This is a genomic window from Agrobacterium sp., from assembly GCF_059499945.1.
Genome location: NZ_JCABZP010000003.1, coordinates 480339 through 495897 on the forward strand (window position 1 = coordinate 480339; position 15559 = coordinate 495897).

Below are 15559 nucleotides of genomic sequence, written 5' to 3' on the forward strand. Positions count from 1 at the left end.
GAAATGCCGTTAAAACAGGAAATAACGCTGCGCCATTGGCAGCACCGTGGCCGGCTCGCAGGTCAAAAGCTCGCCATCCGCCCTCACCTCATAGGTTTCCGGATCGACCTCGATATGCGGCGTCAGCGAATTATGGATCATCGACGCCTTGGAAATGCCGCCGCGTACATTCTTCACCGGCAGCAGCTTTTTCGCCACGCCGAGGCGTTGGGCAAGGCCGGCATCCAGCGACGCCTGCGAAACGAATGTGACCGAGGAATTGGTGCGCAGCTTGCCATAGGCGGCAAACATCGGCCGGTAATGCATCGGCTGCGGTGTGGGAATGGAGGCGTTCGGATCGCCCATCGGGGCCGCGGCAATGGAGCCGCCGAGCAGCACCATCTCCGGCTTCACGCCGAAAAAGGCCGGGTTCCACAATACCAGATCGGCGCGCTTGCCGACTTCGATCGAGCCGATCTCATGGCTGACGCCCTGGGCGATGGCCGGGTTGATGGTATATTTGGCGATGTAACGGCGGACACGGAAATTGTCGTTTTCGCCGGTCTCTTCCTTCAGGCGGCCGCGCTGGCGCTTCATCTTGTCGGCTGTCTGCCAGGTACGGATCGCCACCTCGCCGACACGGCCCATGGCCTGACTGTCGGACGAAATGATCGAAAACGCGCCGATATCGTGGAGAATATCCTCCGCCGCAATGGTTTCCTTGCGGATGCGGCTTTCGGCAAAGGCAATGTCTTCAGGGATTGACGGCGACAGGTGGTGGCACACCATCAGCATGTCGAGATGTTCGGCCAGCGTATTGACGGTATAGGGCCGCGTCGGATTGGTGGAGGACGGAATGACGTTCGGGTTGCCGCAGACCTTGATGATATCAGGCGCATGGCCGCCGCCCGCACCTTCTGTATGGAAGGCATGGATGGTGCGACCTCTGATGGCGGCGACAGTGTCTTCCACGAAACCGCTTTCGTTCAGCGTATCGGTGTGGATCATCACCTGCACGTCGTATTCATCGGCCACCGTCAGGCAATTGTCGATGGCGGCAGGCGTCGTGCCCCAGTCCTCATGCAATTTCAGCGAGGAAGCGCCGGCAAGGATCATCTCTTCCAGAGGCGCTGGCAGCGAGGCATTGCCCTTGCCGGCGAGCGCGAGATTCATCGGGAAGGCATCGAAGCTCTCGATCATGCGCTCGATATGCCATGCGCCGGTGCAGGTGGTGGCGAGCGTGCCGTGCGCCGGGCCGGAACCGCCACCGAGCATGCAGGTGACGCCGCTCATCAGCGCCTCTTCGATCTGCTGCGGGCAGATGAAGTGAATATGCGCATCCATGCCGCCGGCGGTCAGGATCTTGCCTTCACCGGCAATCGCCTCCGTCGAGGGACCGACGATGATCGTCACGCCCGGCTGCGTATCGGGGTTTCCCGCCTTGCCGATGGCGTGAATGCGGCCGTTCTTCAGGCCCACATCCGCCTTGTAGATGCCGCTATGGTCGACGATCACCACATTGGTGATGACGGTATCGACCGCCCCTTCGGCCCGCGTCGCCTGACTCTGGCCCATGCCGTCGCGAATGACCTTGCCGCCGCCGAATTTCACTTCCTCGCCATAGGTCGTGTGGTCCTTCTCGATCTCGATGAAGAGTTCGGTATCGGCAAGGCGCACCTTGTCGCCCACGGTCGGGCCAAACATGCCGGCATAGGCGGCGCGGGAAATCTTGTAAGGCATGGGCTCAGGCTCCTTCGGACGCGGAGAAAATCGATGTGGGAGAAATTCGTGTGAGCTGGCCCTCGCCCGCAAGGGCTTCTACCAGCTGTTGTTCGGCAGCAAATGGATGGCCGCTCCAGCCCTGATGGCCGAAGCCGGCAATCGCCACTTCGTCACCATCGCCGCTCACGTTCTCAAGAACATGGGCGATGGTGACAAGGCCTGTGCTGGGGCAGACATAGGGCGCGGGCGCATAGGCTTCGAGCGCAACATCGAGCCTTTCATGCACACCGCGCGGAATGACGATGTGGCTCTTGCCGGTCTCGCGGGCGATGGCGGCAAAGCTTTCGGTGTAATCGGCGCAGAAATCGGTCAGTTCGGGCCAGCGTGCGCGTATGTCCGGTTCCATTTCGGAAAATTTTGCGGGATCCCGCACGGACCAGATGGCAGCGGCCTGTCGCACACCGTCACTCTCGCGCCATTCGGTTCCCTCGGTCATTTCGAGGCCCGGCCGCCCGGTGTTGCACACGGCCACCACATCGGTGCGCGTGCCACCCAGCCCCAGCGACCGGCAATCATTGAAGCGGATGACGATGTCGGAACGGTCGATGAAATCAGCCACGCCCGGCGGCAGTTCCCCGTTTCCGACGATCGTGATCCGCCGCCCCATGCGTTCAGAAGCCTTCCGACAGCTGACGCAGTTCTTCCGCCCGCTTGCCGCTCATATCGGCCATGCAGGAAGAAATCAGCATCGGTTCCATCGAGCCGCCGCGCGCCTGAAAGCCTGAAAGAGCACAATTGGCGTCACGAAACGCCACCCAGGCGCGCTGGGCAGCCACCAGAGCGTCGGTCGCACCCTTGCCGTCCGCATCGGCTGTCTTGTCGCGCTCCGCGAGCAGCTTGCGCAGCTTCTGATATTCGGCGTTCAACTGCTTGTCGGCCTTTTCGTAATCCTTGCCGGCGCAGATGGTCATGTCCGCCTGCGTCTGCGGCGCCTTGCAGTCCGGCTCGCTCTGCGCTGCGGCCGGCATGGAAAATCCGGTGGTCGCGCTGAGAAGCACGGCCGCCATGAAGACGTTGTTTCGGCTCATCTCCATCGCTCAGGCCGCCGCGCCATCGAAAGCCTGTGGCTTCAGCGCCCGGGGATCAACACCATCGAGACAATTGGCGTTCACTGCCACCATCGGCGTTCCATCCGGCCCGTCGGCATAAGCAAAACTCTCGATGCCGCAGGTGGAGCAGAAAAGATGATGGATCTTGTGTTTGTTGAAGAGATATTCCGCCAGCTTGTCCTCGCCGGAAAGCAGCGTGAACTTGTCACGCGGCGCGAAAGCGAGCGTGGAGCCAAGACGCTTGCAGCGCGAGCAATTGCAGACAACAGTGTGATCGAGATCGGCATCGACCTCGAAGCTGACGCTGCCGCACTGGCAGCTTCCATGATAATGCGCCGTCGCCATTTCATAACCTCCCCATGACCTGTTGACGGAAACCATAAACCTCACGCTTGCCGGAAAGCGGCACCAGCGTCACTTCCCGCTTCTGGCCGGGTTCGAAACGAACCGCCGTGCCCGCGGGAATATCGAGACGCATGCCGCGCGCCCTGTCGCGGTCGAAGATGAGACCCGCATTGGTCTCGAAGAAATGATAATGGCTGCCCACCTGCACCGGCCGGTCGCCCGAATTGGCCACCTCGATCGTCACGGTCGGCTGGCCGGCATTGAGTTCGATGGTGCCTTCTGCGGCAATGATTTCGCCTGGTTTCATGGTGCTCCCCTTGTCTTTCTCACGCGGCCGTGGCTGCCGCGCAGCCTTCCGCTTTCAGCACCCGCTTCGTCGATGCCGGGTTGTTGATGAGCCTGGCCGCCGGACGAACGGGCCTGCGAACCAGCTCGCCGCCGCAATTCGGACAGGCGCCATCAAGCACGCCGGTCACGCAGTCGACGCAGAAAGTGCATTCGAACGAGCAGATCATCGCATCCCTGTTATCGGGCGCAAGATCGCGGTCGCAGCATTCGCAATTGGGCCGAAGTTCCAGCGCCATATCAACCCCTCAACGGATCGGTTCGTGAACGGTCACCAGCTTGGTGCCGTCAGGAAAGGTCGCTTCCACCTGCACATCATGGATCATCTCGGCGATACCATCCATCACCTGATCGCGGGTAATGACATGCGCGCCGGCTTCCATCAGGTCGGCCACAGCGCGACCATCGCGGGCGCCCTCGACCACGAAATCGCTAATCAGCGCAATCGCTTCGGGATAGTTGAGCTTCACGCCGCGTTCCAGCCGGCGGCGCGCCACCATGGCGGCCATGGAAATCAGCAGCTTGTCTTTTTCTCTTGGGCTAAGGTTCATCGTGGTCCCGCAGCTTGGCGCCTGCCCCGCAAACAGCGCGATTGCGGCAGGCAGATCCGACGTATTGACAGACCCCGAAGGACGCCTGTCGCGGGGCAACCTTAAGGGTTTACAGATTCCAGACTTTCGGCACTGGCGCGCCGTTTCGCAAGAGCGAAATGATCGGAAAAAGCAATTTTCTCAAGGAGAAACCATCTTCGGCAGAGACGCGAACGACAAGCTTGCCCTGCCATTCGCTGGCGCCGCCGCTTTCACCGGCAATAGCCCGGATTTTAGGCAGAAGCGCCTCAGCCAGCGGCCCGATATAAAGAAGCGTGGCAAAGGCGACCTGACCAGCCAGAACCGCCGGTTTCGCCGTCAGCGCCGCCACCTCGCCCTGAAGCACAAGTTCTTCCGCATGCACCAGCCTGCCTCCATGGCGAATACGCCAGCGGTCACGAAAGAGACCATGCGTCATCGCCTCGCCCATGGCCTTACGGCCGAGCAGCACGGCTTCGACAGCGATGAATTCGGAGGATTGGTCGAGATCGGCTTCCAGCCGGCGGGTCAAGGAAGCACGGTCGAAGAGGATGGTTTCCTGCGGCAGCCAATGCAGCTTCGCACCCGGCCCGGCGGAAACGCGGGCGGTCACGGTGGCGGTGCCTGATGATGCCTTGTAGACCTTTTCGCAGGCCTGCGTGGTCACAACAAGCGAGGTGCCGGCGCCGGCCGTGGCCTGCCATTCGATTTCGTCTCCGCCGGTCAGGCCGCCGGAGGAATTGATGAGGATGGCTTCCGCTTCGTTTGAGAAGGTTTCCGGCAGGCGGATTTTCGCGCAGCCTTCCTGGAACAGTTCGTCCAGCCGGCTGCGGCCCTCAACAGCCTTTGTTACAACGCGTCCTCTGCCACGGGCGCGTTGCTGCCGGACAGGTTGAGCGTCTTGGCGACCGGAAGGGCCGATGGCTTGCTGTTGCTGCTGCACGCGGTCTCCGAAACAGTTGCGGAAGCGGACGAGGTCTTGACGCCACAATCCTTCTTGACGACGGCATCCACGACAAGCTGCCCTTCCGTATTGCGGAAGAAATCCCACATTCTTTCGGCCGCATCAACCGTGCGCGTCACTTCGCCTGTGGGCATCTTGCGCTCCACGGCCGGTTCCGCCTTCGGTGTCTGCTCGCCGCCCGGCTTGCGGGTGACAACGGCGTTAGCGGCCAGAACCTCGGCCTTCATGGTGGCGCGCGGCCAGGCGTGGTCCCAGTCGTTGATGACATAGGACTGGATGCGTGCGCCAGCCTTGCAGACATCATAGGAATTGACGGTGAAGCTCTCTCCCACCTTGCTTTTGGCAGCGCCCTTGCACCCATCCATTTCGGCCCAGCGCTTCAACGCCGTTTCGCCGCCATATTGCCAATAGGACTTGCCGCCGCCCTGATAGGGATTGGCGGGGTCTTTCAGCCCGGCAAAGGCGATGATCGACATTGGCCGCACAGGCTGGCAGCTTGCCGCATCCGGTCCCCATTTGCCTTCCGTCTCCAGCGGATAACCGGCGCGCAGCGAAGCAACGAAGCCGGCAGCGTTAAAGTCCGCGTTGCCGCTGCAGATGAATTGCGACAGCATGCGCCCGCCGCCGGAATAACCGGAGCCATAAAAACGCTCCTCATCCACGCAGAACTTGCCCTTCACCATGGTGATGGCATCGCGGATGAAACCGACTTCATCGAGCCCGCCCGGCCGCTTGGTGACGCCGGGAACATTCCAGGCACGGGTGCCCGGCAATTCGCCGCTCAGGCTGCCGGCCAGCGCCACGACCATGAGACCGTCACGCTCGGCAAGCTTGTCCCAGCCGCTGCGGTTCAGCTGACCATGCGGATTGCTGTTGGAACCATGGAAATCGAACACGACCGGCAGCGGCTTATTTCCATCATAGGCCGATGGAACAAAATAGACGCCGTCGCGTTTTTCACCGTTGGAGAGAATGGAAAAGTCGTGCCGACCCGGTTCCATGCCGGGGCCAATACCCTGACCGCAGGTCGATGCCGACGCTGCGGCCCCTGCGCTTGCGCTGATCACCAGCCCGAGGAACAGGCTGCGTGCGGAACGCACCAACCGGGAAGCCCGGCCCACTGCAAAGTCTTGAATCATTGACACGCCTTTATTGGCACAGTTTCCCGACGATACGTCGAGCGTGCAGGAAATGTAAGGGATCAACAGTCGCGGCGTGCGAATAGACTTCTTCTGTGTCTCGCATGCAGCATTTCATGCGCCCAATACCATAGGCTTTTACTTAATGAAACGCTAAAATTACGCATGAAAGCCATGCACAGGCGCATAGACTTTCAAAATATTAATCGGCCGTTTTTATGCCGTGATCGGCGTGCTCAACGTTACACTGTCAGATGCCGCCGCGCTTCCGGCGTATCCAGCGTTTCGGCCAGCCCCTCATGCACGATTTCACCGCGGTCCATGATGTAGACGTAATCGGCAAGCTCGCGGCAGAAATCCAGATATTGCTCGACCAGCAGGATCGCCATGCCGGTGGAGTCGCGCAGATATTTGATCGCCCGGCCGATATCCTTGATGATCGACGGCTGAATGCCCTCGGTCGGTTCGTCGAGAACAAGGATTTTCGGCCGCGTCACCAGCGCCCGGCCAATCGCAAGCTGCTGCTGCTGGCCGCCCGAGAGATCGCCGCCGCGCCGCGACAGCATGGTTTGCAACACTGGAAACAGGCTGAAAATATCGTCCGGGATGAAACGCTCCCTACGCGGCAGCGGCGCATAACCGCTCTCCAGATTTTCCTGCACGCTGAGCAGCGGAAAGATTTCCCGTCCCTGCGGCACGTAACCCACCCCGCGCTTAGCCCGCTGGTAAGGTGCGAGCCCGTCGAGCGCCGCATCGCCGAAACGGATGGTGCCGGCGCTGGTGGCCTGCTGGCCGGTGACGGCACGGAGCAACGAGCTTTTGCCGACGCCGTTGCGGCCGAGAACACAGGTGATCTTGCCCATCTCCGCTTTCAGCGACACGCCGCGCAGGGCCTGCGCCGCGCCATAGTGGAGGTTGATGTTTTCGACTGTCAGCATGATAAAACTCCATTGGCGGTATGGTGGGCGGCGTTACCCCCCTCTGCCCTGCCGGGCATCTCCCCCTCAAGGGGGGAGATCAGATGCCGTTCCCGCTCGTCCCATCGCCTACTGGTCATGAGGCAGGGTGTTAGCCGCTTGCCGATCTCCCCCCTTGAGGGGGAGATGCCCGGCAGGGCAGAGGGGGGTAACGCCGCAAACACCACCATCACCGCCCCAGATAATTCTCGATCACCTTCGGATCGCTGGACACAAAATCGATCGACCCTTCGGCCAGCACCGAGCCTTCGGCAAGACACGTCACCTTCACGCCCAGCTCGCGGATGAAGCCCATATCGTGCTCCACCACGACAACCGAACGGGTCTTCGCGATCTCCTTCAAAAGCACGGCGGTTTCCGCCGTTTCCGCATCCGTCATGCCGGCGACAGGCTCGTCCACCAGCAGCAGTTTCGGTTCCTGCGCCAGCAGCATGCCGATCTCAAGCCACTGTTTCTGGCCATGCGAAAGGTTGGCGGCGAGATCGCCGCGGCGGTGGCCGAGACGCACGGTGGCGAGGATTTCCTCGATGCGCGCCTTGTCCTCCTGCGTCAGCCGGTAGAACAGCGTGGCGAAAACGCCGCGCTTGCGGTTCAGCGCCAGTTCCAGATTGTCCCAGACGGTATGGCTTTCAAACACCGTTGGCTTCTGGAATTTACGCCCGATGCCGAGCTGGGCAATATCCGCCTCATCCTTTTTCGTGAGGTCGATGCTGTCTTCGAACAGCACCGTGCCGGTATCCGGCCGGGTCTTGCCGGTGATGATATCCATCATCGTCGTCTTGCCGGCGCCATTCGGGCCGATGATGGCCCGCAGCTCGCCCGGCTCCACCACGAAGGAGAGCGAATTGAGCGCCCTGAACCCGTCGAAGGAAACGGAAACACCGTCGAGATAAAGCAGGCTTTTGGTTCTGTTTTCGGAAACCGTGTTCATGTCAGCCTCACTCCGCCGCCTGTTGCGCCGCTGTTGCAGCACTGTCATTACCCGGTTGTCCGGCTGCACTTGCCGCCCGCGCGACCCGCTTTTCACGACGCCCGACGAGATAATGCTGCACGGTGCCGACAATGCCCTTCGGGAAGAACAGCGTTACCGCGATAAAGAGACCGCCCAGCGCAAACAGCCAGAATTCGGGGAAAGCACCGGTGAAATAGCTCTTGCCGCCATTGACCAGAACCGCGCCGATGATCGGCCCGATCAGCGTGCCGCGCCCGCCCACCGCCGTCCACACCACCACCTCGATGGAGTTGGCGGGGGAAAATTCGCCGGGGTTGATGATGCCCACCTGCGGCACGAACAGCGCACCGGCAATGCCCGCCATCATGGCTGACACAACAAAGGTGAAGAGCTTGATGTTTTCCACCCTAAACCCAAGGAAGCGCACCCGGCTTTCGGCATCACGCACGCCCACCAGCACCTTGCCGAATTTGGAATTGACGATGCCGGAGGCAATCAGCAGCGAAAGCGCCAGCATCACCGCCGTCATGGCGAACAGCACGGCGCGCGTGCCATCCGCCTGCACGGAAAAGCCGAGGATATCCTTGAAATCGGTAAGGCCATTATTGCCGCCGAAACCCATATCGTTGCGGAAGAAGGCAAGCAGCAGGGCATAGGTCATGGCCTGGGTGATAATCGAGAGATAAACGCCGTTGACGCGCGAGCGGAAGGCGAACCAGCCGAACACGAAGGCGAGCAGGCCCGGTACGACAAGCACCATCAACGCCGCAAACCAGAACATGTCGAAGCCGTGCCAGAACCACGGCAGTTCCTTCCAGTTGAGGAAGACCATGAAGTCAGGCAGCACGGGATGGCCATAGACCCCGCGCGTACCGATCTGCCGCATCAGATACATGCCCATGGCATAACCGCCGAGCGCGAAGAAGGCGGCGTGGCCGAGCGAGAGAATGCCGCAATAACCCCAGACAAGATCAAGCGCCAGCGCAAGCAGCGCATAGGAGAGATATTTGCCGAGCATCGACATGATGTAAGTCGGGATGCGGAATGCGCTGTCTACTGGCAAAAGCAGGTTGGAGGCGGGCACCAGCACGGCGATGGCCAGGATGATGCCGATGGCGATGGAAATGCGGCGATCGAGCGCGCGCAGGAGGAAGCCGGTAATCATGCTTCGATCGCCCTTCCCTTGAGTGCGAAGAGACCACGCGGCCGCTTCTGGATGAACAGGATGATGAGGACAAGCACGAGGATCTTGCCGAGCACGGCGCCCACCGTCGGCTCAAGGAACTTGTTAAGCACGCCGAGCGACAGCGCACCCACCAGCGTTCCCCAGAGATTGCCGACACCGCCGAACACCACCACCATGAAACTGTCGATGATGTAGCTCTGACCAAGATTGGGCGAGACATTGTCGATCTGCGACAGCGCCACGCCGGCAAGACCTGCAACACCCGAACCGAGCGCGAAAGTGAAGGCATCGACCCAGGGTGTGCGGATGCCCATGGAAGAGGCCATGCGGCGGTTCTGGGTCACGGCACGAATCTGCAACCCGAAGGAGGAGCGCTTCAAAAGCACCAGCAGCGCGAAGAAGACCGAGAGCGAGAAACAGACAATCCACACCCGGTTCCAGGTGAAATTGAGATAACCGACGCTGAAGGAGCCGGACATCCAGCCGGGGCTGCCAACTTCCCGGTTGGTCGGGCCGAAGATGGAGCGCACGCCCTGTTGCAGGATGAGTGAAATGCCCCAGGTGGCCAGCAGCGTTTCCAGCGGCCGCCCGTAAAGGAAGCGGATGACGCCACGCTCCATGATGAGACCGACGAAGGCCGTCACCAGAAAAGCAGCTGGCAGTGCGATGGCGAGCGACCAGTCGAACAGGCCGGGGAAATGGCTGCGGATCACCTCCTGCACCATGAAGGTGGAGTAAGCGCCGATCATCACCATCTCGCCATGGGCCATGTTGATGATGCCCATCACGCCGAAGGTGATGGCAAGGCCGATGGCGGCCAGCAGCAGCACGGAACCGAGCGACAGGCCGTACCATACATTCTGCGCGTAATCCCAGAAGGCGAGCGCGCTTTCGATGCTGGAAATGGCCTCGTCTATATCGGGTTTCAGGCTTTGATCGACGGAAGCGGAGGCCGCCATCAGAATGCCGATGGCGTCGCGCCCTCCCAGCTTCTTGATGGTCGCGATCGCATCCTTCTTCTCAGCGAGCGACCGGTCGGAGGAGAGCAGCGAGACAGCCCGCGCCTCCTCCATCCGGGTCCGCACCTCACTGTCGGTTTCCTTGGCGATGGCCGCTTCCAGCAATTCGAGATTTTCGGCGCTCGGCGCTTTCAAGACGGCATCCGCCGCCGAAAGCCGCACGGATTTTTCCGGGCTGAGCAGGGTCAGACCGCCGAGAGCGGCACGGATGACGCGGCGAAGATTGTTGTTGATCTTGATCTTAGAGACGGCGGCCTTGGGCGCTTCGCCGGCGCTTTCTCCCGAAAGCGGATCGATCAGTGTGAAACTCGACCCTGCCGGCTTCGTCATGAACACCAGATTATCGGTCTTGCGCACGTAAAGATCACCCGCCGCGAAAGCCTCGAGCGCCGGCACGACCCGCGCATCGCCGGTGGCGGCGATCTGCCCGATCAGCGTTTCGGCCTGTTTGAAGTCCGCCGTGCCGAGTTGGTCGATCAGCGCCTTCGGATCGCTTTGCGCGAAGGATTGCGCCGCGATCCCGAGGGTGAGCCAGAGAAAGATGGCTCCGAGAAAAGATCGGATCGTCATGTCGGGTTCCTTGGAGCGTTTCCGATAAAAGCGCCGTCTGTGGGTGCCGCCACCCCCCTCTGCCCTGCCGGGCATCTCCCCCACAGGTGGGGAGATCGGCAAGGGGCGCCTGCATCGCTCTATCTCAACCGATGAGGAGGGCGGGGCGCCTTGCCGCGAGTCGATCTCCCCACCTGTGGGGGAGATGCCCGGCAGGGCAGAGGGGGGCATGCTTGTTCAGTTCGGGCGATAGGAGTGCAAAGTCACCGCCCCCGACAAGGGGGCGGCAACCAACCGTCGCTATCAGCTACCCTTGCCGCCGCACTTGCCACTGGCCACATTGAAGTTGCCGCAAGACATCGGCTTCCTCCAGTCCGAGATCAGATCCTTCGAGTCCGGCAGGTAATCCGACCATTCATCACCCACCACCTGCGGCGTCTGCTGCACGATCTCAAACTGCCCATCGGCCTGGATTTCGCCGATCAGCACCGGCTTGGTGATGTGGTGGTTCGGCATGACGGTGGAGTAACCGCCCGAAAGGTTCGGCACCGAAACGCCGATGATCGAGTCCAGAACCTTGTCCGTATCGGTCGTGCCGGCGGATTCGACGGCCTTTACCCAGGCGTTGAAACCGATATAGGCCGCTTCCATCGGGTCGTTGGTCACGCGCTTGTCGTTTTTCGTAAACGCGTGCCAGGTCTTGATGAACTCGGCATTGACCGGAGCATCGACAGACTGGAAGTAGTTCCAGGCGGCAAGGTGGCCGACGAGCGGTGCGGTATCGAGACCGGCAAGCTCTTCTTCGCCAACAGAGAAGGCGACGACCGGAATGTCTTCCGCCTTGATGCCCTGGTTCGCCAGTTCTTTGTAGAAGGGCACGTTTGCGTCGCCGTTGATGGTGGAGACCACGGCGGTCTTCTTGCCGGCCGAGCCGAACTTCTTGATGTCGGAGACGATCGTCTGCCAGTCGGAATGACCGAACGGCGTGTAGTTGATCATGATGTCCTCTTCCTTGACGCCCTTCGACATCAGGTAGGCCTTCAGGATCTTGTTGGTGGTCTGCGGGTAGACATAGTCCGTACCGGCCAGAACCCAGCGCTCCACACCTTCGGTGCTGGCGAGATAATCGACGGCCGGAATGGCCTGCTGGTTCGGTGCCGCACCCGTATAGAAGATGTTGCGCGAGGATTCTTCACCCTCGTACTGAACCGGGTAGAACAGGATCGAATTCAGTTCCTCGAAAACCGGCAGCACGGATTTGCGCGAGGAAGACGTCCAGCAGCCGAAAACGGCGGCGACCTTGTCCTGCGAAATCAGCTGGCGGGCCTTTTCGGCAAACAGCGGCCAATCGGAGGCCGGATCGACCACGACGGCTTCGAGCTTCTTGCCGAGAACGCCGCCCTTCTTGTTCTGCTCGTCGATGAGCATCAACATGGCGTCCTTCAGCGTCGTCTCTGAAATCGCCATGGTACCGGAAAGCGAATGCAGCACGCCGACCTTGATCGTGTCATCAGCTGCAAACGCGCCGTGGAAGGCGGTGGTGGACAGGATCGCGCCAAGCAGCGCGGCACTAAGCGTCTTGCGGAACATCATCGGAAGAACCCCTCTCCTTGTTGGCCTCTCATCGAGGCTCAGCGGCATCTGCGGCCGCTGCTGGGAGGGACTATCGATCTCGCGGACGCGAAACCGTATACGTCAATTGACGTAGGCGGGGTGGCGAAAGATGCAGGGAAGGAGATTTGGGAGAAAGCTCGGTCTAAACATCCGCCGGCTTTTATGTTCGACCGTCCCGCCTATTCGACGTCATCCTCGCCCTTGAGGCGAGGATCCATAGGCGCTCCCATCGTGGATCCTCGGGTCAAGCCCGAGGATGACGCAGAGTGGGCCTGAAGAGTTGAAGACGCAAACGTGGCTAGGCCCACCGCAATCGGTAAAACTTCACAAGAAGCCAGATCAGGAATGCGGCTTGTCGTTCCGTTCTTCGTCGCGGATCGCATCATCGTGATACCAGGAACCGAAGTCGATATGCGGTTCCTGCGCCTGGCGCTCGAGGTCGTTCAGGCCGCTGCTGCGGAACTTCGAAAGACCCGCGCGCCCGCCGACCGGGAATTGATAGATCGTTGCCGTCTCGCGATGAATGCCAGTTGCCATTTCGATCATCTCACTTTGTTTGCATCGAAGCACTTTTTGTATGGAGCAAACCCGCAAGCGCCGGATTCGCTCCGTTTGATTAAAAAAAAATCACGTTGCGAAAAATATAGGCATTAATCGTCTCATATACAAGAAAAACCATTCCGAAAGCGCCGGTTTTTGGGGCAAATGCCGATCCCTCGCGCGCAATTGAAATCATTGCACCGCAGCAGGGCATTTCCCCGCCAGACGTCGGCTATCTATCAGGATTCAATGATGAAACATGAGGGGTGAATTTGCCTGCCGCAGTGCAGCAGAAGCGGACCGAGGTGATACCGCAGCCCCTGCATGACAGGGCCCCTGAAAGATTTTTCGAAGAATTCGCCCGATATCGCCAATCTGGCACGCGGCATGCATCTAACCCGTCAGCCCTTGAACGCGAATGCGCTTCCGGTGGTCAAAGCCACGGGAGGCCTCAAGGCTTCGCATTGTTACCTATGAGAGGTTCGTAATGACTAAGTTCAAACTCGAGTACATCTGGCTGGACGGATACAAGCCGGTCCCCAACCTGCGCGGCAAGACACAGGTCAAGGAATTCGACGAATTCCCGACGCTCGAGCAGCTGCCGCTTTGGGGTTTTGATGGCTCGTCCACCCAGCAGGCCGAAGGCCACTCGTCGGATTGCGTGCTGAAGCCCGTTGCGATCTATCCCGATCCGGCCCGCACCAACGGCGTACTCGTCATGTGCGAAGTCATGATGCCTGACGGCGTCACCCCGCATGCATCGAACAGCCGCGCGACCATCCTCGATGATGAAGACGCATGGTTCGGTTTCGAGCAGGAATATTTCTTCTACCAGGACGGCCGTCCGCTTGGCTTCCCCGAGCAGGGCTACCCGGCTCCGCAGGGTCCGTATTACACCGGCGTCGGCTTCAAGAACGTCGGCTCGGTTGCCCGCGAAATCGTTGAAGAACATCTCGACCTCTGCCTCGAAGCCGGCATCAACCACGAAGGCATCAATGCCGAAGTGGCCAAGGGCCAGTGGGAATTCCAGGTATTCGGCAAGGGCTCCAAGCGCGCCGCCGACCAGATCTGGATCGCCCGTTACCTGCTGCTGCGTCTTTGCGAACAGTACGGCATCGACGTCGAATTCCATTGCAAGCCGCTCGGCGATACCGACTGGAACGGTTCGGGCATGCATTGCAACTTCTCCACCAAGTTCATGCGTGAAGTTGGCGGCAAGGAGTATTTCGAAGCCCTCATGGCCGCTTTCGCCAAGAACTGGCAGGAGCATATCGACGTTTACGGTCCGGACAACCACCTGCGCCTGACCGGCAAGCACGAAACCGCTCCGTGGAACAAGTTCTCCTACGGCGTTGCCGACCGTGGCGCCTCGATCCGCGTTCCGCACTCCTTCGTCAACAACGGTTACCGTGGTTACCTCGAAGACCGTCGTCCGAACTCGCAGGGCTGCCCTTACCAGATCGCTTCCGTTGTTCTGAAGACGATTGCAGAAGTGCCGCTCGCAAAGTCGGCTGCTGCCTGATAACCCAAGACATGGCGTCGCCCGCAACCGGGCGACGCCATTTTTATGTCCACCGAACGGCCGGACCGGACAGGCGACCTTTCGCCCTCTGCCCTGCGTGGAATATTCTTGCCTATGCGCAAACTCGAAGACGTTGCGTGGCTTTGACCAACCGCATCGGCTTTTCCGAAACCGCGACACGGTTTTCGGTCCGATGCTCTAAAGCAAGAAGGTGAGCGATGGGCATTCTCAAAAAATTCTCTCTCGAAAACCGCATCGCCATCATCACAGGCAGCGGCCGCGGCCTCGGTTTCGAAATCGCCAGGGCCTTTGCCGAGGCTGGCGCCCATGTGTGGCTGACCGGCCGTAACGCCGAGGCGCTGGAACAGGCAGCAGGCACACTTCGGCAAGCCGGCGGAAAAGCCGATTATGCCGCTTTCGACATTGCCGATACCGCCGCCGGAACTGCCCTCGTCCACCGCATCATGGACGAATTCGGCCATCTCGATATCCTCGTCAACAATGTCGGCGCACGCGACCGCCGCCCGCTTTCCGAATTCAGCGACGAGGACGTGCTGGAGCTTATCCGCACCGACCTCACCTCCTCCGTCTCGCTGTCGCGAGACGCCGCGCAAGCCATGAATTCCAACGGTTACGGCCGCATCATCACCATCACCTCCATTCTCGGCCACATCGTCAGGCCGGGCGATGCGATCTATCCCGTTGCCAAGCAGGGGCTGACCGGGCTGATGCGCGCAATAGCTGTCGAATATGGTGCGCGCGGCATCACCAGCAACGCCATTGCACCCGGCATGTTCGCCACGGAAACCAATGCGGCCCTTGCCGAAAACCCTGACATGGTCGCATTCGCCAAACTGCGCGTGCCGCTGGAACGCTGGGGCAGGCCGGATGAAATCGCCGGTGCAGCCCTGTTTCTGGCCAGCGACGCCTCCTCCTTCGTCAACGGCCATGTGCTGACGGTGGATGGCGGCATGTCGGTGCGGCTGTGAGAATGGCAAAACACCTTTTGCGGAAAGGGGCTGGATCCT

At 60.6% G+C, this 15559-nt stretch carries 17 protein-coding genes; 2 read left to right on the forward strand and 15 right to left on the reverse strand.

Translation table 11 applies throughout. The features are described 5' to 3' along the window. Positions 1-9: 9 nt before the first annotated feature. From ureC to AC5I5B_RS04575, 15 genes are all read right to left on the reverse strand, one after another. Positions 10-1719 (reverse strand): urease subunit alpha, encoded by a 1710-nt coding sequence (gene ureC / locus AC5I5B_RS04505; RefSeq protein ID WP_020813390.1) that lies wholly within the window; start codon positions 1717-1719, stop codon positions 10-12. 4 nt (positions 1720-1723) lie between these two features. Further along, positions 1724-2368: a Urease operon accessory protein gene (locus AC5I5B_RS04510; RefSeq protein WP_111781863.1), complete on the reverse strand. Its 645-nt coding sequence runs from the start codon at positions 2366-2368 to the stop codon at positions 1724-1726. Between the two features lie 4 nt (positions 2369-2372). Further along, positions 2373-2795 (reverse strand): lysozyme inhibitor LprI family protein, encoded by a 423-nt coding sequence (locus AC5I5B_RS04515; protein ID WP_111834097.1) that lies wholly within the window; start codon positions 2793-2795, stop codon positions 2373-2375. 3 nt (positions 2796-2798) lie between these two features. After that, positions 2799-3155 (reverse strand): GFA family protein, encoded by a 357-nt coding sequence (locus AC5I5B_RS04520; RefSeq protein WP_003510140.1) that lies wholly within the window; start codon positions 3153-3155, stop codon positions 2799-2801. A gap of 1 nt (position 3156) precedes the next feature. Then, positions 3157-3462 (reverse strand): urease subunit beta, encoded by a 306-nt coding sequence (locus AC5I5B_RS04525; protein WP_003510142.1) that lies wholly within the window; start codon positions 3460-3462, stop codon positions 3157-3159. A gap of 19 nt (positions 3463-3481) precedes the next feature. Beyond that, complete coding sequence (locus AC5I5B_RS04530) at positions 3482-3739, reverse strand: DUF1272 domain-containing protein (protein WP_003510145.1); 258 nt, start codon at positions 3737-3739, stop codon at positions 3482-3484. A 9-nt stretch (positions 3740-3748) separates the two neighbouring features. After that, entirely contained in the window at positions 3749-4051 is a 303-nt protein-coding gene (locus tag AC5I5B_RS04535; RefSeq protein ID WP_111834096.1) for an urease subunit gamma, read from the reverse strand. 109 nt (positions 4052-4160) lie between these two features. After that, a complete protein-coding gene (locus tag AC5I5B_RS04540; protein ID WP_162695493.1) occupies positions 4161-5012 on the reverse strand; it encodes an urease accessory protein UreD in 852 nt (283 codons plus the stop codon). Then, a complete protein-coding gene (locus AC5I5B_RS04545) occupies positions 4919-6172 on the reverse strand; it encodes a CE1 family esterase (protein ID WP_111834095.1) in 1254 nt (417 codons plus the stop codon). Before AC5I5B_RS04545 ends, AC5I5B_RS04540 begins: the two co-directional genes overlap by 94 nt. A 242-nt stretch (positions 6173-6414) precedes the next feature. Then, positions 6415-7110 (reverse strand): urea ABC transporter ATP-binding subunit UrtE, encoded by a 696-nt coding sequence (gene urtE, locus AC5I5B_RS04550; protein ID WP_003510152.1) that lies wholly within the window; start codon positions 7108-7110, stop codon positions 6415-6417. Between the two features lie 208 nt (positions 7111-7318). Continuing rightward, positions 7319-8080, reverse strand: a complete 762-nt coding sequence (gene urtD, locus AC5I5B_RS04555; RefSeq protein WP_006314997.1) for an urea ABC transporter ATP-binding protein UrtD — start codon at positions 8078-8080, stop codon at positions 7319-7321. 7 nt (positions 8081-8087) lie between these two features. Then, complete coding sequence (gene urtC, locus AC5I5B_RS04560) at positions 8088-9266, reverse strand: urea ABC transporter permease subunit UrtC (RefSeq protein ID WP_111834783.1); 1179 nt, start codon at positions 9264-9266, stop codon at positions 8088-8090. Beyond that, complete coding sequence (gene urtB / locus AC5I5B_RS04565) at positions 9263-10876, reverse strand: urea ABC transporter permease subunit UrtB (protein WP_495752373.1); 1614 nt, start codon at positions 10874-10876, stop codon at positions 9263-9265. The genes urtC and urtB overlap by 4 nt, the downstream gene beginning before the upstream one ends. 282 nt (positions 10877-11158) lie before the next feature. Continuing rightward, the gene (gene urtA, locus AC5I5B_RS04570) at positions 11159-12448 is read right to left on the reverse strand and encodes an urea ABC transporter substrate-binding protein (protein WP_003510158.1); all 1290 of its coding nucleotides are present in this window, start codon (positions 12446-12448) and stop codon (positions 11159-11161) included. A gap of 360 nt (positions 12449-12808) precedes the next feature. Next, on the reverse strand, positions 12809-13015 hold the full coding sequence (locus AC5I5B_RS04575; RefSeq protein ID WP_003510163.1) for a DUF2735 domain-containing protein: 207 nt from the start codon (positions 13013-13015) through the stop codon (positions 12809-12811). Positions 13016-13496: 481 nt separating this feature from the next. On the opposite strand from AC5I5B_RS04575, the gene AC5I5B_RS04580 reads away from it, so the two are divergent. Together AC5I5B_RS04580 and AC5I5B_RS04585 are read left to right on the forward strand one after the other, a co-directional pair. Then, positions 13497-14531: a glutamine synthetase beta-grasp domain-containing protein gene (locus tag AC5I5B_RS04580; RefSeq protein WP_003510168.1), complete on the forward strand. Its 1035-nt coding sequence runs from the start codon at positions 13497-13499 to the stop codon at positions 14529-14531. A 218-nt stretch (positions 14532-14749) separates the two neighbouring features. Next, a complete protein-coding gene (locus tag AC5I5B_RS04585; protein WP_065687522.1) occupies positions 14750-15520 on the forward strand; it encodes an SDR family oxidoreductase in 771 nt (256 codons plus the stop codon). Positions 15521-15559 lie beyond the last annotated feature (39 nt).

What these genes read in the sequence shown, in the direction of transcription:
- urtB (WP_495752373.1), bottom strand. Translation starts at nt 10,876, where the DNA reads ATGACGATCCGATCTTTTCTCGGAGCCATCTTTCTCTGGCTCACCCTC.
- AC5I5B_RS04580 (WP_003510168.1), top strand. Translation starts at nt 13,497, where the DNA reads ATGACTAAGTTCAAACTCGAGTACATCTGGCTGGACGGATACAAGCCG.
- AC5I5B_RS04515 (WP_111834097.1), bottom strand. Translation starts at nt 2,795, where the DNA reads ATGGAGATGAGCCGAAACAACGTCTTCATGGCGGCCGTGCTTCTCAGC.
- ureC (WP_020813390.1), bottom strand. Translation starts at nt 1,719, where the DNA reads ATGCCTTACAAGATTTCCCGCGCCGCCTATGCCGGCATGTTTGGCCCG.
- AC5I5B_RS04575 (WP_003510163.1), bottom strand. Translation starts at nt 13,015, where the DNA reads ATGATCGAAATGGCAACTGGCATTCATCGCGAGACGGCAACGATCTAT.
- AC5I5B_RS04530 (WP_003510145.1), bottom strand. Translation starts at nt 3,739, where the DNA reads ATGGCGCTGGAACTTCGGCCCAATTGCGAATGCTGCGACCGCGATCTT.
- AC5I5B_RS04520 (WP_003510140.1), bottom strand. Translation starts at nt 3,155, where the DNA reads ATGGCGACGGCGCATTATCATGGAAGCTGCCAGTGCGGCAGCGTCAGC.
- AC5I5B_RS04585 (WP_065687522.1), top strand. Translation starts at nt 14,750, where the DNA reads ATGGGCATTCTCAAAAAATTCTCTCTCGAAAACCGCATCGCCATCATC.
- AC5I5B_RS04525 (WP_003510142.1), bottom strand. Translation starts at nt 3,462, where the DNA reads ATGAAACCAGGCGAAATCATTGCCGCAGAAGGCACCATCGAACTCAAT.
- AC5I5B_RS04510 (WP_111781863.1), bottom strand. Translation starts at nt 2,368, where the DNA reads ATGGGGCGGCGGATCACGATCGTCGGAAACGGGGAACTGCCGCCGGGC.
- urtA (WP_003510158.1), bottom strand. Translation starts at nt 12,448, where the DNA reads ATGATGTTCCGCAAGACGCTTAGTGCCGCGCTGCTTGGCGCGATCCTG.
- urtC (WP_111834783.1), bottom strand. Translation starts at nt 9,266, where the DNA reads ATGATTACCGGCTTCCTCCTGCGCGCGCTCGATCGCCGCATTTCCATC.
- AC5I5B_RS04535 (WP_111834096.1), bottom strand. Translation starts at nt 4,051, where the DNA reads ATGAACCTTAGCCCAAGAGAAAAAGACAAGCTGCTGATTTCCATGGCC.
- urtD (WP_006314997.1), bottom strand. Translation starts at nt 8,080, where the DNA reads ATGAACACGGTTTCCGAAAACAGAACCAAAAGCCTGCTTTATCTCGAC.
- AC5I5B_RS04545 (WP_111834095.1), bottom strand. Translation starts at nt 6,172, where the DNA reads ATGATTCAAGACTTTGCAGTGGGCCGGGCTTCCCGGTTGGTGCGTTCC.
- urtE (WP_003510152.1), bottom strand. Translation starts at nt 7,110, where the DNA reads ATGCTGACAGTCGAAAACATCAACCTCCACTATGGCGCGGCGCAGGCC.